This is a genomic window from Hominibacterium faecale, assembly GCF_020734085.1.
In the GTDB taxonomy this organism is placed as follows: domain Bacteria; phylum Bacillota; class Clostridia; order Peptostreptococcales; family Anaerovoracaceae; genus Hominibacterium; species Hominibacterium faecale.
The window spans coordinates 1-24891 of the sequence record NZ_JAJAGH010000017.1 but is presented as its reverse complement, the minus strand read 5'-3'; the positions used below and the strand labels follow the sequence as shown (position 1 = coordinate 24891).

Annotated in this window: 23 protein-coding genes; 13 read left to right on the top strand and 10 right to left on the bottom strand. The window is 50.1% G+C overall.

Annotated features, from left to right (window positions below):
* The first annotated feature begins 8 nt into the window (after window positions 1-8).
* The 13 genes from truA to atpC all read left to right on the top strand — a co-directional run bounded on the left by truA (window position 9) and on the right by atpC (window position 10865).
* Window positions 9-806: a tRNA pseudouridine(38-40) synthase TruA gene (gene truA, locus LG211_RS18335; protein ID WP_269478163.1), complete on the top strand. Its 798-nt coding sequence runs from the start codon at window positions 9-11 to the stop codon at window positions 804-806.
* Complete coding sequence (locus LG211_RS18330; protein WP_148396943.1) at window positions 796-1257, top strand: deoxycytidylate deaminase; 462 nt, start codon at window positions 796-798, stop codon at window positions 1255-1257. Before truA ends, LG211_RS18330 begins: the two co-directional genes overlap by 11 nt.
* Window positions 1258-1259: 2 nt before the next feature.
* A complete protein-coding gene (locus tag LG211_RS18325; protein WP_148396942.1) occupies window positions 1260-2360 on the top strand; it encodes an MraY family glycosyltransferase in 1101 nt (366 codons plus the stop codon).
* 7 nt (window positions 2361-2367) lie between these two features.
* Window positions 2368-3765 (top strand): MATE family efflux transporter, encoded by a 1398-nt coding sequence (locus LG211_RS18320; RefSeq protein WP_269478162.1) that lies wholly within the window; start codon window positions 2368-2370, stop codon window positions 3763-3765.
* Window positions 3766-4016: 251 nt separating this feature from the next.
* On the top strand, window positions 4017-4478 hold the full coding sequence (locus tag LG211_RS18315; RefSeq protein ID WP_269478161.1) for an ATP synthase subunit I: 462 nt from the start codon (window positions 4017-4019) through the stop codon (window positions 4476-4478).
* 2 nt (window positions 4479-4480) lie between these two features.
* Entirely contained in the window at window positions 4481-5212 is a 732-nt protein-coding gene (gene atpB, locus LG211_RS18310) for a F0F1 ATP synthase subunit A (RefSeq protein WP_148396939.1), read from the top strand.
* Between the two features lie 40 nt (window positions 5213-5252).
* Window positions 5253-5519 carry an ATP synthase F0 subunit C gene (gene atpE, locus LG211_RS18305; protein WP_148396938.1) on the top strand — a complete coding sequence of 89 codons (267 nt, stop codon included), beginning with the start codon at window positions 5253-5255 and terminating at the stop codon, window positions 5517-5519.
* Window positions 5520-5558: 39 nt separating this feature from the next.
* Window positions 5559-6068: a F0F1 ATP synthase subunit B gene (gene atpF / locus LG211_RS18300; protein ID WP_148396937.1), complete on the top strand. Its 510-nt coding sequence runs from the start codon at window positions 5559-5561 to the stop codon at window positions 6066-6068.
* Entirely contained in the window at window positions 6056-6589 is a 534-nt protein-coding gene (gene atpH / locus LG211_RS18295) for an ATP synthase F1 subunit delta (RefSeq protein ID WP_253020334.1), read from the top strand. The genes atpF and atpH overlap by 13 nt, the downstream gene beginning before the upstream one ends.
* Window positions 6590-6607: 18 nt before the next feature.
* Window positions 6608-8125, top strand: a complete 1518-nt coding sequence (atpA, locus tag LG211_RS18290; protein WP_148396935.1) for a F0F1 ATP synthase subunit alpha — start codon at window positions 6608-6610, stop codon at window positions 8123-8125.
* 42 nt (window positions 8126-8167) lie between these two features.
* Complete coding sequence (gene atpG / locus LG211_RS18285) at window positions 8168-9034, top strand: ATP synthase F1 subunit gamma (protein ID WP_148396934.1); 867 nt, start codon at window positions 8168-8170, stop codon at window positions 9032-9034.
* A 12-nt stretch (window positions 9035-9046) separates the two neighbouring features.
* Entirely contained in the window at window positions 9047-10438 is a 1392-nt protein-coding gene (atpD, locus tag LG211_RS18280; protein WP_148396933.1) for a F0F1 ATP synthase subunit beta, read from the top strand.
* On the top strand, window positions 10431-10865 hold the full coding sequence (gene atpC, locus LG211_RS18275; protein WP_148396932.1) for an ATP synthase F1 subunit epsilon: 435 nt from the start codon (window positions 10431-10433) through the stop codon (window positions 10863-10865). The genes atpD and atpC overlap by 8 nt, the downstream gene beginning before the upstream one ends.
* 63 nt (window positions 10866-10928) lie before the next feature.
* On the opposite strand, the gene LG211_RS20255 is transcribed toward atpC, so the two are convergent.
* From LG211_RS20255 to LG211_RS18225, 10 genes are all read right to left on the bottom strand, one after another.
* Window positions 10929-11498, bottom strand: a complete 570-nt coding sequence (locus LG211_RS20255; RefSeq protein WP_465250814.1) for a TM1266 family iron-only hydrogenase system putative regulator — start codon at window positions 11496-11498, stop codon at window positions 10929-10931.
* Between the two features lie 43 nt (window positions 11499-11541).
* Complete coding sequence (locus LG211_RS18265; RefSeq protein ID WP_148396931.1) at window positions 11542-13284, bottom strand: NADH-dependent [FeFe] hydrogenase, group A6; 1743 nt, start codon at window positions 13282-13284, stop codon at window positions 11542-11544.
* A 19-nt stretch (window positions 13285-13303) separates the two neighbouring features.
* Window positions 13304-15136 carry an NADH-quinone oxidoreductase subunit NuoF gene (gene nuoF, locus LG211_RS18260; RefSeq protein ID WP_465250815.1) on the bottom strand — a complete coding sequence of 611 codons (1833 nt, stop codon included), beginning with the start codon at window positions 15134-15136 and terminating at the stop codon, window positions 13304-13306.
* A gap of 67 nt (window positions 15137-15203) precedes the next feature.
* Window positions 15204-15698 (bottom strand): NADH-quinone oxidoreductase subunit NuoE, encoded by a 495-nt coding sequence (gene nuoE / locus LG211_RS18255; RefSeq protein ID WP_148396930.1) that lies wholly within the window; start codon window positions 15696-15698, stop codon window positions 15204-15206.
* Window positions 15699-16451: 753 nt separating this feature from the next.
* Window positions 16452-18194, bottom strand: a complete 1743-nt coding sequence (locus LG211_RS18250) for an NADH-dependent [FeFe] hydrogenase, group A6 (RefSeq protein WP_148396929.1) — start codon at window positions 18192-18194, stop codon at window positions 16452-16454.
* A gap of 11 nt (window positions 18195-18205) precedes the next feature.
* Window positions 18206-20092 (bottom strand): NADH-quinone oxidoreductase subunit NuoF, encoded by a 1887-nt coding sequence (locus LG211_RS18245; RefSeq protein ID WP_148396928.1) that lies wholly within the window; start codon window positions 20090-20092, stop codon window positions 18206-18208.
* A gap of 24 nt (window positions 20093-20116) precedes the next feature.
* Window positions 20117-20611 carry an NADH-quinone oxidoreductase subunit NuoE family protein gene (locus LG211_RS18240; protein WP_148396927.1) on the bottom strand — a complete coding sequence of 165 codons (495 nt, stop codon included), beginning with the start codon at window positions 20609-20611 and terminating at the stop codon, window positions 20117-20119.
* Window positions 20612-21397: 786 nt separating this feature from the next.
* Window positions 21398-22297: a PhzF family phenazine biosynthesis protein gene (locus LG211_RS18235; protein WP_269478160.1), complete on the bottom strand. Its 900-nt coding sequence runs from the start codon at window positions 22295-22297 to the stop codon at window positions 21398-21400.
* On the bottom strand, window positions 22294-24309 hold the full coding sequence (feoB, locus tag LG211_RS18230; RefSeq protein WP_269478159.1) for a ferrous iron transport protein B: 2016 nt from the start codon (window positions 24307-24309) through the stop codon (window positions 22294-22296). The genes LG211_RS18235 and feoB overlap by 4 nt, the downstream gene beginning before the upstream one ends.
* Window positions 24309-24536, bottom strand: a complete 228-nt coding sequence (locus tag LG211_RS18225) for a FeoA family protein (protein ID WP_148396923.1) — start codon at window positions 24534-24536, stop codon at window positions 24309-24311. The genes feoB and LG211_RS18225 overlap by 1 nt, the downstream gene beginning before the upstream one ends.
* Window positions 24537-24891: the final 355 nt, after the last annotated feature.

Here is a 24891-nt window from a genome sequence, read left to right as displayed (position 1 = left end):
GTATTCCCATGGAAAGAAACCTGCTTCTTACCATTGAATACGACGGGACCCATTTTTCCGGGTGGCAGAGACAGCCGGGACGGCCGACGGTACAAGGTACCCTGGAATCGGCCTTATCGGCAGTGTGCGGCAAAGAGATCCGCATCGACGGGACCAGCAGGACCGATGCCGGCGTCCACGCCTACGGACAGAGAGCCACCCTGAAGGGTGAATTTGGAATACCGACAGAACGCTTGGCGCTGGCCGTCAATCACAGGCTGGCAGGCGGTATGCGGGGAAAGATGGCTGCTGGACCCATCCGCGTTACGGACGTCTGTGAAAAGCCAATGAACTTTCACGCCCGTTTCGATGCCAAAGGAAAGACTTATATTTATAAAATCCGCAATTCGGAAAATATGGACGTGTTTCAACGAAATTACTGCTATCAAATTCCCAGGCCCCTGGATTTGCCAGCCATGAAGCTGGCTGCCGAGCAAATTACAGGTACCCATGACTTCCAATGCTTTCAAGCATCTGGCGGCACAGAGCGGGAAACTACGGTACGCACCATCTACAAGTTGGAATTGCGCCAGGCAGGCAGCGATATCCAAATATGGGTGACTGGAGACGGGTTTCTCTACAACATGGTGCGGATCATAACAGGAACCTTGGTGGAAGTCGGAATGGGAAAGATACCTCCCACGGCCGTAGCTTCCATCATTGAAAGCAAGGACCGCCAAAATGCGGGCCATACGGCGCCGCCGCAAGGGCTCTATCTGGGAGAGATTTATTATGAATTACAGGAGGTACCAGGATATGATGAATGAACGCCCGGGATGGGATGAATATTTCATGGAAATGGCTGAACTCACAGCAAAGCGTTCCACTTGCCTGCGCAGACAGGTGGGAGCTGTGATCGTTCAGGAAAAACATATAATCGCTACAGGATATAACGGCGCGCCCCGCGGCCTGGAACACTGCAGCCAGCGGGAAGGGGGCTGTCTGCGCCAGCAGCTTGGGATCCCTTCGGGAGAAAGGCACGAGCTTTGCAGAGCCCTGCATGCAGAACAAAATGCCATTATTCAGGCAGCCACGCTGGGCCACAGCATTGAGGGCGCGACCATATACATAACTAATCAGCCCTGCATGATTTGCGCCAAGATGATCATCAATGCGGGAATCCGCAGAATCGTCGTCAAAGAAGGCTATCCGGACCAAATGTCCGTGGATATTCTGGCGGAAGCGGGATTGAAAATCGTAATGTTAGGAGACCAGTAACAGTGGAGTTTAACTTTTTTATACTATGGGCAGCGTTTCTCACATCACTTGTCCTGGCACTGGCGTTTACGCCTCTGGCCATTTGGCTGGCGCCCAAAATCGGAGCCATGGACATACCCAAGGACGAGAGAAGAGTTCACGTTAAACCAATTCCTCGCTTCGGCGGGATGGCGATCTTCATTGGAGTCATGGCTTCGACGCTGATCTTTATCATGCCCGCCTTCATTCCGGGCAAGACGGTGGAAGGAATTCTTATCGGAGGAGCCTTAATCTATTTGTTTGGCGTGATCGATGACTTGCGGGATATCAATCCCAAACTGAAACTTCTGGGACAAGTAGTCTGCGCTTGTATTGTTTACGCATCAGGAATCCGGCTGGACTTTATCAATGATTTTCTTGGCGGAGAGGATCTGCTTTTTTCCAGCGTTCCGGCTTTTCTGGTAACCATCTTGTGGATCGTCGGTATCACCAATGCGGTCAACCTGGTCGATGGATTGGATGGACTGGCGGCAGGAATTGCAGCCATTGCTTCCCTCTGTATTGCCTATGCCGGCTATATCCACGGCCACTACGTAGCGGCGACGGCAATGCTTGCTGTAGCCGGAGGAGCGTTGGGATTTCTGCCCTACAATTTTCACCCGGCCAAGATTTTTATGGGAGACGGAGGCTCGCAGTTCCTGGGGTTTTGTCTGGCAACCTTTTCTTTGATCCAGCCGGTCAAAAGCGCTACGGTAGTAGCGGTTGCCATTCCTGCTCTGGTACTGGGGCTGCCGATCTTTGATACTGCTTTTGCGATTCTGCGGCGGATAATCCGCAGGCAGTCCATCATAGTGGCAGATAAAGAACATCTCCATCATCGAATTATGCGGGCAGGATTCGGCCAAAGACGTTCAGTGATGATCATGTACTGCATCAGCGGAATCATGGGGGTAATTGCAGTCCTCTACAGCAGAGGCCATATGATGGTGGAATGCCTGGGGTTATTGGCGATTGTCGTTATGCTGCTGTATGTGCTTCTTTCCGATACCAGCAACAAAAGGATTGAGCTCAATGCAGTTAATATAAAAAAAGAAGAGGAGAAAGAAAAGAAACACAAAAAATAAGAAAAGAATGTCAAGAAGAGAAGAGAATTTAAACCATTCGGATCAAAAAGGGCTGTACAGGACCCTGGCGGTAGTAGCTCTGCCGATCGCGCTGCAAAGTTTGATCGGTTCCTCCCTCAATCTGGTGGACAACTTGATGGTGGGCAGCCTGGGTGAAGCGGAACTCAACGCAGTTGGAGTTTCCGTGCAGATTTATTTTATTCATTGGATGGTGATGTTTGGCTTTACCAGCGGATCCTCCACCTTTATGGCCCAATTCTTTGGGGCAAAAGACCTTCATAACATAAGAAAGACAGCGGGATTTGCCATAACAGTAGCGATGAGTGTCAGTATTCTGTTTTTCACCGCAGCCATGTTTTTCCCCCATTATGTTCTGCGTATCTTTACCAGGTTTCCGGAAGTCATCGACCTGGGTGTGGGCTATGTAAGGATGGCGGCGCCTGCGTTTCTATTTGTAGCGATTAACGTACCTTTGACTGCGGCCCTGCGCGCTACGCAGCAGACCAAGCTGCCGCTGTACATCAGCGGAGTAGCTTTCCTGACCAATACCTTTCTCAATTACTTATTTATCTTTGGAAGTTTGGGAGCTCCTAAATTGGGAGTGACAGGAGCTGCACTTGCTACTATGATCGCGCGGGCAATCGAAATGTCGCTGACCTTGATCGTGATCTTCGGCCGCAAAAACTTGATTGGTGGTAGGCTGAGAGAATTCTTTGACTTTGACAAGGAATTTGCGGTAAAGATCATCAAAAATGCCATACCTACTACGATAAACGAAACCATGTGGGGGTTGGGCACAGCTCTTTATATCGCTGCCTTTGCCAGAATCGGCGTAACAGAGGGCGCTGCTGTTCAGGCCTGCAATACCATCAATAATCTGTTTATGATGGCCGCCTTCAGCGTGGGAGACGCGACCCTGATTCTTGTCGGACAGAAATTGGGAGAAGGCAAGCTGGAGTATGCCTATTATCTGGCAAAGAAGTTGGTGCGTATCAGTTTGATCATCGGCATCTGTGCGGGATCGGGTTTGATTTTATGCGGAAAACCCCTGCTGAGCCTCTTTGATTTTACCCAGACTGGTGCAGAGTATGCATTTTGGATTCTAGTAGTATATGGCTGTACCATGTGGATGGGAATTTACAACGCTACCAATATAACCGGTGTACTGCGATGCGGCGGTGATACCCGTTACGCGATGCTCGCTGAGGTTTTGGCGGTTTGGTGTATCGGCGTGCCTACAGCCTTTCTTACAGCGCTGGTGCTGAAATGGCCGATTTATTTTGCAGTTTTAGCAGTAAGATTGGAGGATGTGGCCAAAGGTATCGCATTAACGAGACGCTTTTTCTCAAAAAAATGGGTTAAAAATGTGATACGGGATATAAGCGACAATGATACAGCAAATTAGTTGTAAAATGAAGGGCTTCATAGGCAAGTTTATGGAAAACAAAAAAAGCCTCCCCCTAAGGGGAAGGGGCTTTTTTTTAATTATCACATGTGAGAAAATGATACAAATGTTGGAATTTGTCGGATTTGAACCATTATTCTTCAAAAAACATTTGGTTAATTTTTAACAATTCTTTACTTTTGAAAGAAAAGGTTTATAATATAGTATTATGGCAAGAAAGTTATTAAAATCAGAAAGCAGAAGGGGAAATTATGACAACAATGGATGATATCCACAAACTAAAAAAACAGATATTTCTGTATGGGAGTTTAGTCGCCCTGGTGTGCGAGCTGATTTCCTTTTTTATTTTGGGATGGGACCTGGGTTTCCTGACAGGACTGCTGGCAGGACTGGCGACCGCCATCGTGAATTTTAATATTCTGGCATTCACCCTGGACCGGATGCTCAAAAGCGGGAATCAGGGAACTTCGGCGCTGGGCTTCTTTGTGAGAATGACCCTCTACTGTGTGGTGTTCTATTTCGCCATTACCAGGAGCTATGCTGCCGGAGCCGCATGTTTGATCGGTTTTCTGACTTTAAAAGTGCCCATGTATTATTTTTACGCCATCAAGCCGAAATTTAATACAGAGCGTAAGATTCGCCCGGAGGTCCAGGCCATGTATGAGGAAGAGGACAAGAAGGCGGAAGATGAATATTACGGAAGGGAGGAGTGACTATGCATGATTTGGCTCACCTGGGACCCAAAAAGGTATTCATATTTGGTGATGGAAGCTTTTATCTGACAGAGACGGCTGTCTGGGGCATCATTGTCGCAGTCATTATATTGGTTCTGGCTCTGTGGTCCGTCCGCAAGATGGAACGGATCCCCAGAGGAAAGCAGGTAGTTGCGGAGCTGGTCGTGACCAAGACCTATGACATGGTAAAACAAATCATGGGCAAGGAAGTGGGCGAAGCGTTCGCACCCTATATGGGGACGATTTTCTTTTTCCTGCTTATTTCCAATATGCTGGGACTTTTCGGCTTCAGGCCGGTAACGACGGATTTGAATTGTACTTTTGCGCTGGCGCTGACCACATTCGCATTGGTTCAAATAACAGCGATCCGTTATCAGGGCCCGGTTGGAAGACTGAAAGAGCTTGCTTCACCGATGGCATGGATGTTTCCGATCAAGATCATTGAGGAAGTGGCAAGACCGCTTTCACTGGGATTCCGACTGTTCGGGAATATCCTGGGCGGACTGATCGTTATGTCGCTGGTATACAGCGGGCTGGCCAGCTTATCGTACAAACTGGTAAGCTTGCCGATTTTAGACACCATTCTGCCGCTGCCGGCCAATGCGTTCTTCGACATGTTCGAGCCAGTTCTGCAGGCGTACATTTTCACCATGTTATCCATGGTCTATATTGCCCAGGAAGCAATTGTGATCAGTGCCCATAAGGGAGAATAATAAAGCATCATCAAATGAAAGTTTAAGGAGGATTTTTAAAATGACAGGAATTACACCGGAAGCATTTGTACTTGGAATGTCAGCATTAGGAGCAGGACTTGCTATGTTCTGCGGTATTGGTACAGGAATCGGACAGGGCTACGCGGCAGGACGCGCCGTTGAAGGCGTTGCCAGACAGCCGGAAGCGCAGGGAGATATTTTAAAGACTATGCTGGTAGGTCAGGGTGTTGCAGAGACTCCGACGATCTTTGCCTTTGTTGTATCGATCGTATTGCTTTTCGCCAATCCGCTGGTTGGAATGCTATAAGATGAATGTGAAACATAAACTTGACGGGGAGGTGTAGAAATGCAATATACGGGGCTGATAGAATTTAACTGGACCTTACTCATGATCTGGATCACCGTCATCATCTTATTTCTTGTTTTAAAAAAGTTTTTCTTTGAAAAAGTGCACAAGTTTGTCGAAGCAAGAGAAAATTCCATCAAGGATGCTTATGACAGCGCGGAGGCTGTAAATCGCAAGGCCGATGAGAAGATGGAAAACTATAACAAGAAAATCGCCAAGATAGAAGGGGAAGGCCGTGAGATTATCAAGGAAGCCAAGATCCGCGCGGAAGCCCAGGCAGCAGAAATCGTTCAGGATGCCAATAATAAGGCCAATGAGATGATGCTGGCTGCAGAAAAACAGATCGAGCGGGAAAGGCAGAAAGCTCTGGCAGAAATGAAAGAGCAGGTGGCTGCATTGGCTCTCCTGGCCGCAGAAAAGATTGTCGAACGGGATATCGCGCAGATTGGCCAAGATCAGATCGTAGATGAAATCATTGAACAGGCAGGTGCAAGTCAATGGCAGAATTAACAATTGACCTGACTTACGGCAGCGCACTGTTTCAGGCTGCGGAAGAGACGGGTAAAAAAGATCTTATCCTGGATGAAGCATGCCAAATACTTGGCATCTTTGAGCAGGAGCCGGATTTCTATGCCTTCGTCAATTATCCGGCCATATCAGCCAGAGAAAAGAAAGACGTTCTTAAGAATGTCTTTGAAGGAAAAATTTGTAAGGAACTTTTAAATCTGCTGTATGTTTTGGTGGATAAAGGCAGGACCCGGCATTTCCCGAAGATCGTAAAAGCGTACAAAGAAATGATCGACCATGAAGAAGGATACGCCTACGGCAGTATCTATTCTGTCGTGCCTTTAAAACCGGAGCAGCTTGCCAAATTCGAGGAACAGACGTCCCGGTTGATAAAGAACAAAGTCCGGCTGGAAAATTTGATCGATCCTAAGCTGATCGGGGGCGTGAAGATCCTGGTGGACGGTCGCATCATCGATGCTTCCATACGCAAGCGCTTTGCGGATCTGGGGAATCAATTACTTTAACAGAGAGGAGATAGCCATATGAACTTACGACCTGAGGAAATAAGTGCTGTCATAAAGGAACAAATAAAGAACTACGAAAATCAGCTGGAAATATCTGATTTTGGAACCGTTATACAGGTCGGAGACGGTATTGCAAGAGTCTACGGATTGGAAAAGTGTATGGCGGGTGAACTGCTGGAATTCCCAGCAGATACCTACGGCATGGCGCTGAATCTGGAAGAAGACAATGTAGGCGCGGTTATACTGGGTTCCGATAAAGAGATTAAAGAGGGCGACATTGTAAAGCCCACTGGAAAAGTGGTAGAAGTTCCGGTGGGTCCCGAGATGATCGGGCGCGTTGTCAATGCGTTGGGGCAGCCAATCGACGGCAAAGGGCCCATTACCGCGGTAGAGCACAGACCCATCGAATACCCGGCACCCGGCGTATTGCAGAGAAAATCCGTAAACCAGCCTCTCCAGACCGGGATTAAGGCCATCGACTCCATGATCCCCATCGGAAAAGGCCAGAGAGAGCTGATCATCGGTGACCGGCAGACTGGAAAAACGGCCATTGCCATCGACACCATCATCAATCAAAAAGAAGAAGACGTGATTTGTATCTACGTTGCTATCGGCCAGAAGCAGTCTACCGTGGCCCAGCTGGTACAAACACTGGAAAATAAAGGCGCTATGGACTATACCATCGTCGTTTCGGCCACAGCCTCGGAGGTGGCTCCCCTGCAGTACATCGCACCATATGCGGGATGCGCCATCGGGGAACACTTTATGTACCAGGGAAAGCACGTACTCATTGTCTACGACGATCTGTCCAAACATGCGGTGGCCTACAGAGCCATGTCCCTGCTGCTGAGAAGGCCGCCGGGAAGAGAAGCTTATCCGGGGGATGTTTTTTACCTGCACAGCAGACTGCTGGAGCGGGCGGCGAGGCTTTCCGACGAATTGGGCGGCGGGTCCATTACCGCGCTGCCCATCATCGAAACCCAGGCCGGCGACGTTTCCGCATATATCCCGACCAATGTTATTTCCATCACCGACGGACAGATCTTCCTGGAGACGGAGCTGTTCTTCACCGGCCAGAGGCCGGCGGTTAACGCAGGTATTTCCGTATCCCGTGTAGGAGGAAACGCCCAGATCAAAGCCATGAAACAGGTTTCCAGCAAGGTTAAGCTGGAACTGGCCCAATACCGGGAACTGGCCAACTTTTCCCAGTTCGGATCCGATGTGGACGCGGACACGAAAAAGAGGCTGGACCACGGCCTGATTCTGATGGAAATTCTCAAACAGCCTCAGTATCAGCCGATTCCGGTAGCCCATCAGGTTATGATCATCTACGCGGCGATCAATAATTACCTGGCTGATCTGGAAATTGATCAGGTAAAGGTATTCGAAAAAGAACTTTACGAGTTCATGGATACCCACTATCCGGAGGTTGGAAAATCCATCAAGGCCACGGGAAAACTGGAAGAAGAAGCGGAAAAGCAGCTGCAGGAGGGGATCAAGCTTTGCAAGGAATCCTTTACCAGGTTGGCCGTTTAATGAGCGTTAACAATTAATTATTGAAAAGAAGGGGGTGAGGAAATGGCGACCAGCAGTATGCAGGACATAAAACGGCGTATCAAGAGCGTCAACAGTACCGAACATATTACCAACGCCATGAAACTGGTGTCTGCGGGAAAACTGAGAAAAGCCAAGGCCACCTTTGAAAAGACCAATGAGAATTTTCACTATATAACCCATTCTATTGCCGAAATCTTTAACAACAGCAGCGACGTACCCAAGCAGTATCTTCTGGGGAACAGAGAGATCAAAACAACCTGCTATATTATTGTCACCAGCTGCAAAGGCCTCTGCGGCGGGTTCAACACCAATATCATCAAAGAGGCGGAACAAGAGATTCTGGCGGACTGGGAAAAACCGATGATCGTTGCTATTGGCACCAAGGGCAAGGAATACTTTGAAAAACGGGGTTACGATATTTACAGCGAATATCTGGCTCCGCCTGAAAGCATTTCCTTCCTGGAAACGCAGAAGATGAGTAAACCGATCATTGAAATGTACAACGAGGGGAAAATCGATGAAGTAGTGCTGATCTACACATCCTTTATCAGCAGCCTGGAGCAGGAAGTAAAAAATGTTACCCTGCTGCCCTTTGACATCGAGCATGACCCGGAAATCATGAAGCTGGATAAAGCGGTGGAATACGAACCGTCGGTGGAGGCCGTATTCAACTATCTGGTTCCCAAATATGTAGAAATGATGATCTACGCCGCAGTGGTGGAATCGGCCACCTGCGAGCACGCCGCCAGGCGTATGGCTATGGAAAACGCCACCGACAATGCCAGGGAGATGCTGGACAGCCTGTCCCTGTATTACAACAGAGCGCGTCAATCGGCAATTACCGATGAGATCATTGAGATTGTTGCCGGCTCAGAAGCGCAGAAATAGTAGGAGGTAGATATGGGCAAAGGAATCATACATCAGATCATTGGGCCTGTTATCGATATAAAATTTGACCCGGAGGAAATGCCGGAGCTGCTGAGCGCTATCAATATAGAGTTCGAAGGAAAGACCATTGTTACGGAGGTAGCTCAGCATATCGGCGATGACGTTGTGCGTTGTGTCGCATTGTCGTCCACGGACGGCCTGACAAGGGGCATGGAAGCGGTAGACACCGGGGCGCCCATCAGCGTACCGGTGGGCAAGGAAGTTTTGGGCAGAATGTTCAATGTTATCGGAGAAACCATCGATGAAAAAGGTCCTGTGGGCACAGACATTCGCTCTTCCATCCACAGACAGGCCCCGGAATTCGACGAACAGGACACGACAGCGCAGATTTTCGAAACCGGAATTAAGGTTATCGACCTGATCGCGCCTTATACCAGAGGCGGTAAGGTAGGTCTCTTCGGCGGCGCCGGCGTAGGCAAAACTGTGTTGATCCAGGAGCTGATCAATAATATCGCCAAGGAACACGGCGGAATTTCCGTTTTCGCAGGCGTGGGAGAACGTACCAGAGAGGGCAACGACCTTTATTACGAAATGATCGAATCCGGCGTAATTAACAATACGGCCATGGTATTCGGACAGATGAACGAGCCGCCGGGCGCCAGAATGCGTGTAGCGCTCACCGGCCTCACCATGGCGGAATATTTCAGAGATCAGGAAGGACAGGACGTACTTCTGTTTATCGATAATATCTTCCGTTTCACTCAGGCTGGTTCCGAGGTATCGGCACTGCTGGGACGAGTGCCGTCGGCCGTCGGCTATCAGCCCACTCTGGCCACTGAGATGGGCGCTTTACAGGAACGAATCACTTCCACAAAGAAAGGTTCCATCACTTCCGTACAGGCCATCTACGTGCCTGCGGACGACTTGACCGACCCGGCCCCGGCGACGACATTCGCCCACCTGGATGCGACTACGGTACTGTCCCGTGCCATCACAGAACTGGGCATCTATCCGGCGGTGGATCCACTGGAGTCAACATCCAGAATCATGGACCCGCTGATTCTGGGCGAAGAGCATTACAATACCGCCAGAGGCGTCCAGGAAGTGCTGCAAAGATACAAGGATTTGCAGGATATTATCGCCATTCTGGGCATGGATGAATTGTCCGATTCGGATAAGCTGGTGGTAAACAGGGCCAGAAAGATTCAAAGATTTCTCTCTCAGCCTTTCAGCGTAGCCGAACAGTTCACCGGAAGCCCAGGCAAGTATTTGCCGCTGAAGGAAACGGTCAGAGGCTTTAAAGAAATATTGGAAGGCAAACATGATGAGATACCGGAATCCATGTTCCTCTTTGCAGGGGGCATTGATGAAGTGGTAGAAAGGTTTGAACAGAGCCATGAGTAGAACGGTAAAACTTGAAATCATTACACCGTCAAAGCTATTTTACCGGGGAAAAGTGGAACTGGTGATCGCCAGAACGCTGGAAGGCGACGAAGGCTTTATGGCTGGCCATTCCTGGGCCTGCAAGCTGCTGGACATCGGCGAACTGTGGATTCAGGAGCAAGGAAAAAGTTATAATGATTGTCGGATCGCGGCCATTGCCGGGGGATTTATTGATGTGAAAGACAGCATTATCATCTATACGGACGCCGCCGAGTGGTCGGAGGATATCGACATGGATCGCGTGCTCAGTGAAAAGGCCAAGGCGGAAGACTGGCTGACCCATGAGACCAAACACGATCCCGATGAGATCGCCAGGGCGCAGATTGCCATCTCCAAGGCCATCACCAGGATGAACGTAGCCGAGGGCGGCGCTAGAAGAAAGCGATAAACAATCAGTAACAGATAAGACCGGAAGCAGGCCGTTGAAACAGGCCGGCATCCGGTCTGTTTTTTATGCTTTGGCATAAATCGTCTTGGTGCTAATTCCCGGCAGTGCTCCCAGTTTGCCTGACAGAGCACTGATTGTGTCGGCCGGCGCCTCCATGGCAATACTAATAATCGAAATTTCTTTTGTCGGATGCGGTACACCCATGCGACCGATAATAAACTGCTTGTAATCATGTAGAATGGAATTGAGCTTGTTTACAGAGTCGGGGTTTTCCACAACAATTCCAACCAATGCTGTTCTAGTTTCCATATGTATTTCCTCCATAGCCATTAGGATATCACTAATTTTTTCTTTTCTCAAGAGCCAGTCGAAAAAATGATGGATTCTTTGGGGCTGGCGAGTGCGGGCCGATTGGGCCAGAACAGGGCAGATTGGTTTACCATAATGAAAACGCCGTATTTTTGTGTAAATTAGTGCAAAAATTGTGGGCTGCAGAGGGTGAGATTGGGAAAAATCAGAACTATGAGCGGTTTTGGCTAAATTGACATGCCGAAACCGTTGAAATTTTACACTAATTTCGGCCAACTTTTCAAAATTAGTGTAAACAGTCTCACTGGTTCTGATCTGCTTCATAAAAAAATCCCCCAGAGCAGCTGCTCTGGGGGAAAGGAGTGATCTATTCGTCGTAATTTGATCTTTCGTGGTAGTGAGTGTGAAGCAGGTCGTGGGATTTCTTGCCGCCGGCCATGCCCAGGAACTCTTTGTAAAGCTTTTTAACAGCCGGATTGTTGTGGGATTTGCGGATGTAAGTCGCGCGATCCTCTTTGTACAAACCTTTCGCTCTTTCTTCACGAACATCGATCCAGTTGCGCACGTCGGAAAGCTGCAGCGGCTGGCCGCCTCCATTGATGCAGCCGCCGGGGCAGGCCATGATCTCCACAAAGTGGAATTCTTCGCCGGCACGGATGGCTTCCATCAGTTTTCTGGCATTTCCAAGGCCGTGAGCTACGGCAGCGCGGACCTTCAGGTCAGCGATTTCCACCGTGGCGATCTTGATGCCTTCCAGACCGCGGACTTCTTCATACTCAAAGTTGTCGGCGGAGGAATCGTTCAAGATATCTGCAACCGTACGCAGAGCCGCTTCCATAACACCGCCGGTGGTACCAAAGATAACACCTGCGCCGGACGCGTTGCCGAATGGATCGTCAAAGTCGCTGTCGCCCAGATCCGGGAAGTCGATACCAACGTCGTAGATCATCTTGCCCAGTTCTCTGGTGGTCAGAACCACATCCACGTCAGGACGGCCGTCCACATTCATCTCAGGCCTGGAAGCCTCAAATTTCTTCGCAGTACATGGCATAACGGATACAACAAAGATTTTATCCGGATCAATGCCTTCCTTCTGTGCGTAATAAGTCTTGAGCACAGCGCCGAACATCTGATGAGGCGACTTGCAGCTGGACAAGTGATCCAGCATATCCGGGAAATTATGTTCGCAGAACTTGATCCAGCCCGGTGAACAGGATGTGATCAGCGGCAGAGTTCCGCCGCCGCGGATGCGGTCGATCAGCTCCGCGCCTTCCTCCATAATCGTCAGGTCAGCGCCGGTATCCGTATCGAATACCTTGTCAAAGCCTAACATTCTGAGAGCAGTAACCATTTTGCCGGTTACTGGAGTGCCGATCGGCATTTCAAAATCCTCGCCCAGCGCAACTCTGACAGCCGGAGCGGTCTGAACCACAACATGGGTATCCGGATCGTAAATCGCTTCCCAAACCTGATCGATATCGCTCTTTTCGTGAAGCGCGCCGACCGGGCAGTAGTTGATGCATTGTCCGCAGTTTACGCATGGCGTATCGGCAAGAGACAGGTTGAACGGTGCTGCAATCTTGGTCTCAAATCCTCTGTTGACACAGTCGATAACGCCTACTGTCTGAATGTTCTTGCAGGCGCTGACGCATCTTCTGCAGAGAATACATTTGTTGGGGTCGCGGACGATGGAAACGCCGATGTCCAGAGGCTGCTTTTTCTGCTCGCCTTCAAAACGAACGTTATCCACCGACAGCTTGTTAGCCAGGGACTGAAGTTCGCAGTCCATCCAGCTTCTGGTACAGGTCTGGCACATGGAGTTGTGGTTGGAAAGGATCAATTCCAGATTGACCTTTCTTGCCTCCATGACCTTCGGAGTATGGGTGAATACTTCCATTCCTTCGCTGACCGGGTGGACGCAGGCGGCCTGCAGAGCTCTCGCCCCCTTGACCTCCACGACGCACATACGGCAGCAGCCCACTTCATTTACATCTTTCAGAAAACACAGGGTGGGAATGGTGATGTTTACTTCTTTCGCTGCCTCGAGAATGGTATAATTCTCAGGCACGTAAAGCTTAATACCGTCAATGGTTATATGTACTTTATTCATATCGTTTTACGCTCCCTTCTTACGCATTCTTGAGGATGGCCTTGAACGGACATTTTTCCATACAAAGTCCGCACTTAACGCATTTATCCTGATCAATCGAGAACGGCGTATTCTTATCACCGGAGATACACTGAGTCGGGCAGCCCTTCTTACAAATGCTGCAGCGTTTGCAGGTATCGGTATCGATGATGTATTTAACCATGGATTTACATACGCCGGCCGGACATTTCTTGTCGACAACGTGGGCGATGTATTCGTCACGGAAATATTTCATAGTGGATAGCACCGGGTTTGGAGCTGTCTGCCCCAGCCCGCAGAGGGCGGAAGCCTTAATGTTCTTTGCCAGAACTTCCAGCTTATCCAGATCTTCCATAGTCCCTTTACCTTCTGTGATTCTTGTTACGATTTCCAGCATCCGCTTGGTTCCGATCCGGCATGGAGGGCATTTTCCGCAAGATTCATCCACCGTAAATTCCAGGAAGAATCTGGCCAGGTCGACCATGCAAGTGTCTTCGTCCATGACGATCAGTCCGCCGGATCCCATCATGGAACCCAGTGCGATGAGGGATTCGTAGTCGATGGGCGTATCCAGCTCGCTGGCCGGGATACAGCCTCCCGATGGTCCGCCTGTCTGAGCGGCCTTAAAGGTTTTTCCGTTGGGTATGCCGCCGCCGATATCATAGATGATTTCCCGCAGCGTGGTACCCATGGGAATTTCCACAAGTCCTGTATTATTGATTTTTCCGCCTACGGCGAATACTTTCGTTCCTTTGGATTTTTCCGTACCGATATTAGCAAACCAGTCAGCGCCCTTCATGATGATGACAGGAACGTTGGCATAAGTTTCAACATTGTTCAGGATCGTAGGCTGGCCGAAAAGTCCCTTTACAGCCGGGAACGGCGGTCTTGGTCTCGGTTCGCCCCGCTTTCCTTCGACAGAGGTCATAAGCGCAGTTTCTTCACCGCATACAAAAGCGCCGGCTCCCAGACGAATCTCCAGGTCAAAGTCAAATCCTTTTCCGAAGATGTCTTTGCCGATGAGTCCGTAAGCTTTCGCCTGCTCGATGGCAATGGAAAGACGTTCAACGGCGATCGGGTATTCTGCTCTTACATAGACAAATCCCTGGTTGGCTCCGATGGCATAGCCGGCAATGGCCATGGCCTCAATGAGGGAGTGGGGGTCGCCTTCCAGAACCGAACGGTCCATGAACGCGCCCGGGTCGCCTTCGTCCGCGTTACAGCATACATATTTTTGCGCAACCTGCTGAGCAGCAGCAAAGCTCCATTTGGTCCCGGTGGGGAATCCTGCGCCGCCCCGGCCTCTCAGCTGAGAAGCTTTGATGGTATCGATGACATCCTCCGGCTCCATTTCCGTAATTACTTTTTCTAGAGCCAGGTAACCGTCTCTTGCTATGTATTCGTCGATTTCTTCGGGATTAATGGCGCCGCAGTTTCTCAGCGCTACACGCATCTGCCGCGAGAAAAAGTCCACGTTGTCCAAAGCATTGGTAATCTCTTCAGCAGTCTTGTCACCGGCCAAAAGCCGTTTAACAACTTCGCCCTTTTGCACGTGAGATTCAAAGAGCTCGGACACATCGTCCGGCTGAACGGTGGTGTACATAATATGATCTGGATAGATCATTACAATCGGGCCCTCGGCGCAGAGGCCGAAGCAGCCGGTCTTTACGACTTTCACGTCATCCTGCATCTTGTTGATGCGAATCAGCTCTTCAAAGTTTTCGATAATTTTCATGGAGCTGGAAGACGTGCATCCCGTACCTCCGCAGACCATGATATGCATCCGGCCGCCTGCTTTGGTCGGCTCGGCGTCTTTGTCTACACGGATCATCATGTCCGCGCGCTTGGCTTTTCTTATTTTATCAATATCAGCTATACTTTTTATCATTTCGGCGCCCCCCTTACAGATCTTCATACTTATCAAGAATGTCGTCTACATCGTCTGGCACCAGTTTGCCGTAAACTTCATCATTGATCGTAACTACTGGGGCAAGACCGCAGGCACCAATACATCTGCAGGCGTCCAGAGAAAATTTCTGGTCATCTGTGCATTCGCCCACATCGATGGACAATCTGGTCCTGAACTTATCTAAAATCTCATTTGCTCCCTTAACGTAGCAGGCTGTACCCATGCATACGTTGATCCGATATTTTCCTTTCGGATTAATCGAGAACTGTGTGTAAAAGCTTACAACCCCATACACTTCAGCCAGAGGGATGTCCAGCTGGTTTGCGATTTCACGCTGCACTTCCAAAGGAAGATACCCGTAAATTTCCTGAGCTTCGTGCAGTACTGGGATCAGCGCGCCCCGCGTGTCCTTGTACTTGGCAATGATCTTTTGAAGCTCTTTTGCCTTTTCCTGTGATTCAGCACATCCTGTGCATTTGTCAGTCATCGGAAACTCCTTTCATTCATCAATAAAACAGGTGAGTGTTGCGTAAATTAATAAATATATTCTGAATATATTTATAACTTCCCGTTAAAACCATAACATGCCATTCGGCGGCAAGTCAATGCTAATCGTTGTACGAAATTAAAAACAGCAAGATTGTACATTAGAGTTGTCAAAAATCAACGCTTGTAACTAATTCCATAGGATAAAAAATAACTAGTTTGCGAAATTGGGTTTGGGCAGGGGCGTGAAAGGGGGAGCGGGGATGGGGACTTTTCTGATTTGTTAACAATGTTTTTTTTTGAGGGGAAACCCAGGGAAGGCGGGCAGGCTGGAGCCTGATGGGAGGAAGCTGCCTGGAAAAGCGAAGGGTTCGCTCAACTGAGGCGGATTTTCGCCTGCGCGGCGCCTGATCGGTGCTCCGCTAATGTCTGGATGGCCGCTGCCAGTTTTGAGGAAATGGGGCTCTTTGGGTAAAAACTGAAAAATAAATCTAAAATTTACGCGGTTTTCAACGATTGAGCCGTCTGGGATTCGACTTGAAGCGGGAATCTCTGATTTTTGCTGAAACCAGGTCCAGCGAGCCCATAACTTCGCGTAAAAAATAAAAAATTTTAAACAAGTTTTCCGGGCATCGACCTCCGGGGCCCCGCTGCTCCGGCCAGAATCAAACAGGAAAAGAGACCGGATACAATCCGGTCTCTTGAAGGGTTGCGCCAGAGGCGCCATATTGTATGATTTGCGAGGCGAATTGGCTTAGTCCTCGTAATTCTTTCTCGGGGTGTAGTGAGTGTGGAGCAGTCTGTGGGATTGCTTTCCGCCAGCCATGCCCAGGTATTCCTTATATAGTTTTTTGACAGCCGGGTTGTTGTGGGATTTACGGATAAACATCTTGCGGTCCTCCTGGTACAAGGATTTTGCACGTTCCGCCTTAATGTCCACCCAGTTGCGCACATCCGACAGCTGCAGAGGCTGGCCGCCGCCGTTGATGCAGCCGCCGGGACAAGCCATGATTTCGATAAAATGGAAGGTTTCTCCGCTGCGGATGGCTTCCATCAGTTTTCTGGCATTGCCCAGACCGTGGGCCACAGCAGCACGGACTTCCAGATCAGCGATCTGAACCTTGGCAATCTTGATGCCTTCCAGACCGCGGACTTCTTCGTACTCAATGTTGTCGGCAGAAGTTCCTGTGAGCAGATCGGAAACTGTTCTCAGGGCAGCTTCCATAACGCCGCCGGTGGTTCCGAAGATAACGCCGGCTCCGGTGGCTTCTCCAAACGGATTGTCAAAGTCGCTGTCTCCCAGATCCGGGAAGTCGATACCTACGTCGTAAATCATTTTGCCCAGCTCCCTGGTGGTCAGCACCACATCGACATCCGCGCGTCCGTCAACCTGCATTTCCGGTCTGGCAGCTTCGAACTTTTTCGCTGTGCAGGGCATAACGGAAACAACGAAAATGTCATCCGGGTTAATGCCTTCTTTTTCTGCGTAATAACTTTTGAGAACCGCCCCGAACATTTGATGAGGCGATTTGCAGCTGGACACATTGCCCAGCATATCCGGGAAGTTGTGTTCGCAGAACTTAATCCAGCCCGGCGAGCAGGAGGTGATCAGCGGCAGCTTGCCGCCTCCGCGGATGCGGTCGATCAGTTCGGCCCCTTCCTCCATGATGGTCAGATCGGCAGCCGTATCAGTATCAAAGACTTTATCAAAGCCCAGCATGCGCAGAGCAGTGACCATTTTTCCGGTGACCGACTCGCCAATGTTCATGTTGAACTCTTCGCCCAGAGCAACCCGAACGGCGGGTGCTGTCTGCACAACAACGTGTTTCTTGGGATCGTTGAGCGCTTCCCATACCCGGTCCGTATCTCCCTTTTCGTGGAGGGCGGCCACCGGGCAGACGTTGATGCACTGGCCGCAGTTGGTGCATGGCGTATCTTCCAGTTTCATGCCGAAAGGCGAACCGATTACCGTATCAAAACCGCGGTTCATGGTGTCGATTACGCCTACGGTCTGGATATTCTTGCAGGCACCGATGCATCTTCTGCAGAGGATACATTTATTAGGGTCGCGGACGATGGAAACACCGATGTCCAGAGGCAGACGCTTGCGGTCGCCCTCAAAGCGGACGTTTTCCACCGAAAGTTTGTTGGCCAGGGTCTGCAGTTCACAGTCCATCCAGCTTCTGGTGCAGGTCTGGCACATGGCATCGTGGTTGGAAAGGATCAGCTCCAGGTTGACCTTTCTCGCTTCCATGACCTTGGGCGTATGGGTAAAAACTTCCATGCCTTCTCTGACCGGGTGCACGCAGGCGGCCTGCAGGGCTTTGGACCCTTTGACTTCCACAACGCACATGCGGCAGCAGCCGATTTCATTAATATCCTTCAGAAAGCACAGGGTAGGGATGGTAATGTTTACTTCCTTTGCGGCCTGCAGGATCGTATAGTTCTCCGGCACATACAGCCGGATTCCGTCTATTGTAATATGAACTTTGTTCATTTGCTCCTCCTTTACGCGTTCTTAAGTATTGCCTTGAACGGGCATTTTTCCATACAGACACCGCACTTGACGCATTTATCCTGATCAATAGCAAACGGCGTGTTCTTGTCCCCCGAAATACACTCGGCAGGGCATCCTTTCTTACAGATGCCGCAGCGCTTACATACGTCGGTATCGATTTTGTATTTGATCATGGATACGCAGACGCCGGCCGGACACTTCTTATCTACAACGTGAGCCACATATTCATCTCTGAAATATTTTAATGTGGAAAGCACTGGATTGGGAGCGCTCTGGCCCAGTCCGCACAGAGCGGATGCTTTAATGTTTCTGGCCAGAACCTCCAGCTTATCCAGATCTTCCAGGGTCCCTTTTCCTTCCGTGATACGCACAAGAATCTCGTGCATACGTTTTGTTCCGATCCGGCATGGCGGACATTTGCCGCAGGATTCATCCACCGTAAAGTCGAGGAAGAACCTGGCCAGGTCTACCATGCAGGTGTGTTCGTCCATGACGATCAAACCGCCGGATCCCATCATCGATCCCAGCTTGGTGAGGGAATCGTAATCGATGGGAACATCCAAGTGCTCTGCCGGCAGACAGCCGCCGGAAGGCCCGCCTGTCTGTGCGGCTTTGAAGGTACCGCCGTCGGGAATCCCGCCGCCGATATCGTAAACGATCTGACGAAGTGTGGTTCCCATGGGAACTTCGACCAGACCAATATTATTGATTTTGCCGCCGAGGGCAAAGACCTTGGTGCCTTTGGATTTTTCCGTTCCGATACCGGTAAACCAGTCCGCGCCTTTGCGGATGATCTGGGGGATATTGGCATACGTTTCCACGTTATTGAGAACGGTTGGCTTTTTCCACAAGCCCTTTTCTGCTGATCTGGGCGGTTTTGGACGAGGCTCGCCGCGCTTGCCCTCGATGGAGGTCATGAGCGCGCTTCCTTCGCCGCATACGAATGCGCCGGCACCCAGCCGGACTTCTAGATTAAAGTTAAATCCTTTTCCCAGGATGTTGTTGCCTAAAAATCCATATTCTTCCGCCTGCTTGATGGCAACGCCCAAGCGTTTTACGGCAACTGGATATTCGGCGCGGACGTAGATGTAGCCCTGGTGAGCGCCCACCGCATAGCCGTTGATAATCATGGCTTCGATGACAGAGTGGGGATCACCTTCCAGGATGGAACGGTCCATAAATGCGCCGGGATCACCTTCATCAGCGTTGCAGATGACATATTTTTCATGGTCATGAACGACTGCGGAGGATTCCCATTTGCGTCCCGTGGGAAAACCGCCGCCGCCCCGGCCCCGCAGACCGGACTTTTTGATTTCGTCGATAACCTCGTCCGGCTCATATTCGTTTAACACCTTGGCAAGGGCTTGATAGCCGTCCAGGGCGATGTATTCTTCAATTTTTTCCGGGTCGATGATTCCGCAATTATTGAGTGCGATACGCTTCTGCATGGCAAAGAAGGGAATCTGTGGAAGACGGTCTTCGATCTCTTCGTATTCCTTTTCGCCGGCCAGCAGTCTGGCTACAATTTTGCCGCCTTTAATGTGGCTTTCGAAGATTTCCGATACATCTTCCGGTGTAACTTTTGTGTACATGACGTGCTCCGGGCAGATCATCATAATTGGACCTTCGGCGCAGAGACCGAAGCAGCCGGTCTTGATGACCTTTACGTCAGCGCCCAGATTATTTTTTTTGATCTCATCTTCGATGGCCGCGGCTACCTTAAGAGAACCGGAAGATGCGCATCCGGCAACGCCGCAGACCAGAATATGTATTTTTCCGCCTTCAGGAGACGGGTTTTCCGTGCGGTCCAGGCGTACAGTGAGCTGGCCCAGGGCACGGTCTTTCAAAGCATTCAGTTCTTCAATGTTTCTAATCATGATCGTTTCTCCTTTTGCAATCCGTTATTTATCTTCGTATTTGTCAAGAATATCGTCTACATCGTCGGCCGTGAGTTTGCCGTAGACTTCATCGTTGATTGTGACAACGGGTGCCAGACCGCATGCACCGATGCAGCGGCATGCATCCAGAGAAAACTTCTGATCGTCGGTACAGTCTCCGACGTCTATGGAAAGCCTTGTTTTGAATTTGTCCAGAATTTCATTGGCTCCTTTTACATAGCAAGCTGTGCCCATGCAAACGTTGATCCTGTATTTTCCTTTGGGATTGATGGAAAACTGGGTGTAAAAGCTGACGACTCCGTAGACCTCTGCCAGAGGTATGTCAAGTCCCAGCGAAATTTCTCTCTGCACCTCCAGAGGCAGGTAGCCGTAAACTTCCTGAGCCTCGTGAAGAACAGGGATCAGCGCCCCGCGGGTGTCCTTGTACTTGGCAATGATCTTTTTGAGCTCAGCAGCCTTTTCTTTTGCTTCGGCACAGCCGGCGCAATTTGTGGTCATGATAAAGTACTCCTTTCAACATAAATAAAGCATAAATAAAACATAAAACCGAGGTGAGTGCGCATATTTCATTTTGTCTCTCGTCTAAAATATGCATAAAATGTATTGACATTAAGAAATTTTATCATATTTGATACGTTTCTGTCAATAAAAGAAGATACTGTATACAAAATTTGGGGGGATTTGTCGAGCTGTGGGGTCAAATGGGCGGCGCCGCGAGTTGGCTTGACTGGCGCGGAATTGGCGGGGAGATGCAAAACAGGGTTGATTATCGTGATCGTGCTTTTCTGGTGCTGTTTGGGGGTAATTTAGAGCCTTTTTCGCCGCCAATCCGCATAAAACCAAGGTGAAATTATCGCTGATGGAACTTTTTTTCGTTTCTGACGATTAAAAAACATCGCAATGAAGGCCCAGAAGGAGGCCTCGGCGACGATTGGCGGGATTGGCCGCCGGCAGAGGATCGGTAAGCTGGGAGGCAGCCGACTGGCTGCGGGATGGGGAAGTGAACTGTTCGCTCAACAGAGGAGAGTTGTTTGCTTTCGTTGGGAAGAAGCAGAAACGCGGGAATGGGGCGGGTTGCGAAAAAAGAACAAAATAACGGGGAATTTACGCAGTTTTCAAGGGATGCGGCCGCTTACAATGGGCTTTTAACAGCCAGATGGGCTTTTTCTCCATCACAGGCCCGGCAAGTCCACAACTTTGCGTAAAAAAGAAAAGTTTTTATAAAAAATTTCCGGGGAGTTGGAAGCAATTCGGCTTCAACTCCCCGGGCAAGCACACTAACATCTAAAGATGAATCATCCCTTGCGCAAGAATCTTTGCGCGGCCGCCGACTCGGATCAGGCGGTCGTCCTGCGGATCGACACAAGCCCGAATCTTGGAAGGTCGCTTTATGGCTTCACCCTGAATAAAGGTGCAGCTCTGGCCTCTCGTGATCAGTTGGTGAGTGTACAGATAATGGGTCAGAGCACCGCTTGCAGTACCGGTTGCAGCTTCTTCATCAATGCCGAAAAGCGGCGCAAAATTTCTGCAATGAGCAGTAACTTCGGAGCTGCATCCGTCCAAAGCAAAAGCGTGAACACCCGTGACCTGATACTTTTGCGACAGCTTGATCAGAGCCGGGAAATTCGGCTGCATGCCGTTCAGAGTGCTGCGATCCTTTACCGGCAGTATAATATCGGGAAGCCCAGTGGAGATGATTTGTGGCAGCAGGACTGCATCAATGCTTTCCAGCGAAGCGACCTGTACAGGCCAGGTAAGCCCCATCGTTGAGTAAAGTTCCTCCAGCTCCCCAGGCGCTTGTATCTTTCCCAGGCATTGGGGCGCACCCATTTCCATCATGACCAGCCCTTGATCAAGCTTGATCCGCAAGTCGCCGGCCAAAGTTCTGGCCGTGCAAATCTGCGCATTGAATCCGGTCAGCCCGGCATCTGCCAGCGCAGCAAAAGAAGCGATGGTAGCATGACCGCACAATTCCACCTCTGCGACAGGAGTGAAGTAACGGAGCTGAAACTGGTCCGGGACCAGCGGCTTAATGAAAGCCGTTTCCGAATAACGCAGCTCTGCCGCTGTTTTTTGCATAATCGAATCGCTGGGGAATTCACAGCCTTCCTCCAGAATGACCACGCCGGCCGGATTGCCGCCGAACAGCTCCTCGGTAAAAGCATCTACAATGTAAAATTTCATAGGAACAAACCTCCCACGCGAAAGATTATGAAGGACACAATCCAGGCCACAGCGCACTGGAAACAAACGACGCCAATCGCATAGCGCCAGCCGCCCATTTCTCTGCGGATGGTTGCCAGAGTCGCAACGCAGGGCATGTACAGCAGGCAGAAAACCAAAAAGGCGAAGGCGGATAAGGGCGTAAATACCTGCGTCAGCATGGCTGTGAGGTTCGCCCCTTCCGAAGCCCCGGTGAGAACAGCCAGGGTACTGACGACCGCTTCCTTGGCAGACATTCCGGTAATCAAAGCCGTGGCCGCGCGCCAGTCGCCGAAACCCAGCGGCGCGAAGATGGGAGCCGCCGCCTTGCCGATGTCCGCCAGAATGCTGGTGTCGCTGCTTTCCACCATGTTAAAACCGGTGTCAAAGCTTTGGAGAAACCAGATTACAATGGTGGCGATAAAAATGACGGTAAAGGCTTTCTTGATAAACCCTTTCACATTTTCCCACATGCGCAGGGCCACGCTTTTCATGGCAGGAATCCGATAAGGCGGAAGCACCAGCACGAACGGTACCGGATCGCCTTGAAAAATCGTTCCTTTAAAAGACAGAGCGCAGACGATGGCGACGATGATCCCTGTCACGTACAAGCCGATCATGACCAGCGCTTTGTGATCGGTAAAGAAAGCGGCTGTAAACATGGCGTAAATGGGCAGCTTTGCGCTGCAGGACATGAAGGGGATCAAAGCCATGGTCAGACTGCGGTCCCGCTTGCTGGGCAAAGACCTGGTAGCCATGATCGCCGGTACAGAACAGCCGAACCCGATGAGCATGGGCACGATGGAGCGTCCCGACAGCCCCATCTTGCGCAGCAGTTTGTCCATTACAAAGGCGACCCGGGGCATGTATCCGCTGTCCTCCAGAATGGACAGAAAGAAAAACAGCACAGCGATGATGGGCAGGAAGGACAGGACGCTGCCCACCCCGGCGCAAATTCCATCGATCACCAGGGAGTGAAACGCCGGATTGACCCCGGCGCTCAAAAGTCCATAGCTGATAACGCCCACGCACTTATCGATCCCGGCCGAAAGCCAGTCACTGAGCCAGGTTCCAAGGGAGCCGAATGTAAAATAAAAGACTAATAGCATGATGCACAGAAAGATGGGGATGGCGAAAATCCGATGGGTGAGAACCCTGTCCATGCGGACGGATCGCGCATGCTCCTTCGTGCTCTGCACCGGCCGGCTCAGTACTTTTTGGCACAGCTTTTCGATAAATGCGTAGCGCATATCGGCCATTGCCGCTTCCCGATCTGTGCCCAGATGATTCTGCATATCTTCAATGAGGTGGTCGATGATGTCCAGCTCCGGATCTCCCAGCTGGAGTGCTTTCAGCGTGGGAGCATCGCCCTCGACGATCTTGGTGCAGCAAAACCTTAAAGGGAGCTGAGCTTTTTCCGCATCCGCTGCAATCAAATGGCTGACGGTGTGAATCGCGGTATGAACGTGCCCGGAGCAAAAGTCGATCTTTTGCGGCACATGATGCTCTTTGGCAGCTTCCAGGGCGTAATGAATCAGGTCGTGGGTGCCCCGGTTACGGATGGCAGAGATGGGAATGACCGGAATGGTCAACTGCTGTGAAAGTCTTTGCAAGTCGATATCAATTTTGTTATTTTCCATTTCATCCATCATATTGAGAGCCAGTACCATAGGCAGCTCCAGCTCCATCAGCTGGAGGGTCAGGTAGAGGCTGCGCTCAAAGCTGGCTGCGTCGATTACGTTGACGATTACATCCGGCTTTCCCTGAAGCAAAATTTCTCTGGTTGCTACATCATCGATGGAATATGCGGAAAGGGAATAGGTACCCGGAAGCTCAATCAGGTTTACATCTTTGTGGCCCTTAACGGGACCTTCTTTGGTTTTGTTCTCCGGCGTGGAAAAATGACCTGCGTGAACTGCGCCGCCGGTCATTTGGTTGAAAAGGGTGGTCAGCCCGCAGCCGGGGTTTCCGATGAGTGCAATGTCAATTGTCATTATTGCACCTCTGCCACTTCGATCCGTGCGGCTTCTTCCCTGCGTAGAGTCAATTCATAGCCTCTTAAAAATATTTCTATGGGATCGCCCAGCGGAGCGACTTTTCGTACCAATACGATCGTTTTGGGGGTAAGCCCCAGATCGAGCAGGCGTCTTCTGAGCGCGCCTTCGCCTCCAACAGAGACGATATAGCCTTTTTTTCCAGGCTCAAGTTTGTCCAATGTCATGTGTGTTTTATTCCTTTACTCGTTTGTAGTAAATTTATGCTAACACTATAATGAATATGTGTGCAAAAGTCAATGCAGAGGCTTCTTTTTATAATACAGGAAATATCAGTTGCTACATCCAAAGCCTTTTCCATAAAACCTTCATTCCCCAGGACCTGGTCACAGGCAGGGACATATCGGCGCTTTGTTTGCGACAAAAATGGTAGTATATTACATTTATTAATTGACAAAATATGGAAATTATGTTAAAGTAAAAATATACCAATTCAGAAAGGGGGACTTACATATCGCACTCAATTTAAAAAACGATCTTTTGTTCAAAGCCGTCTATGGCCGGGAAGATGAGGAATGCAAA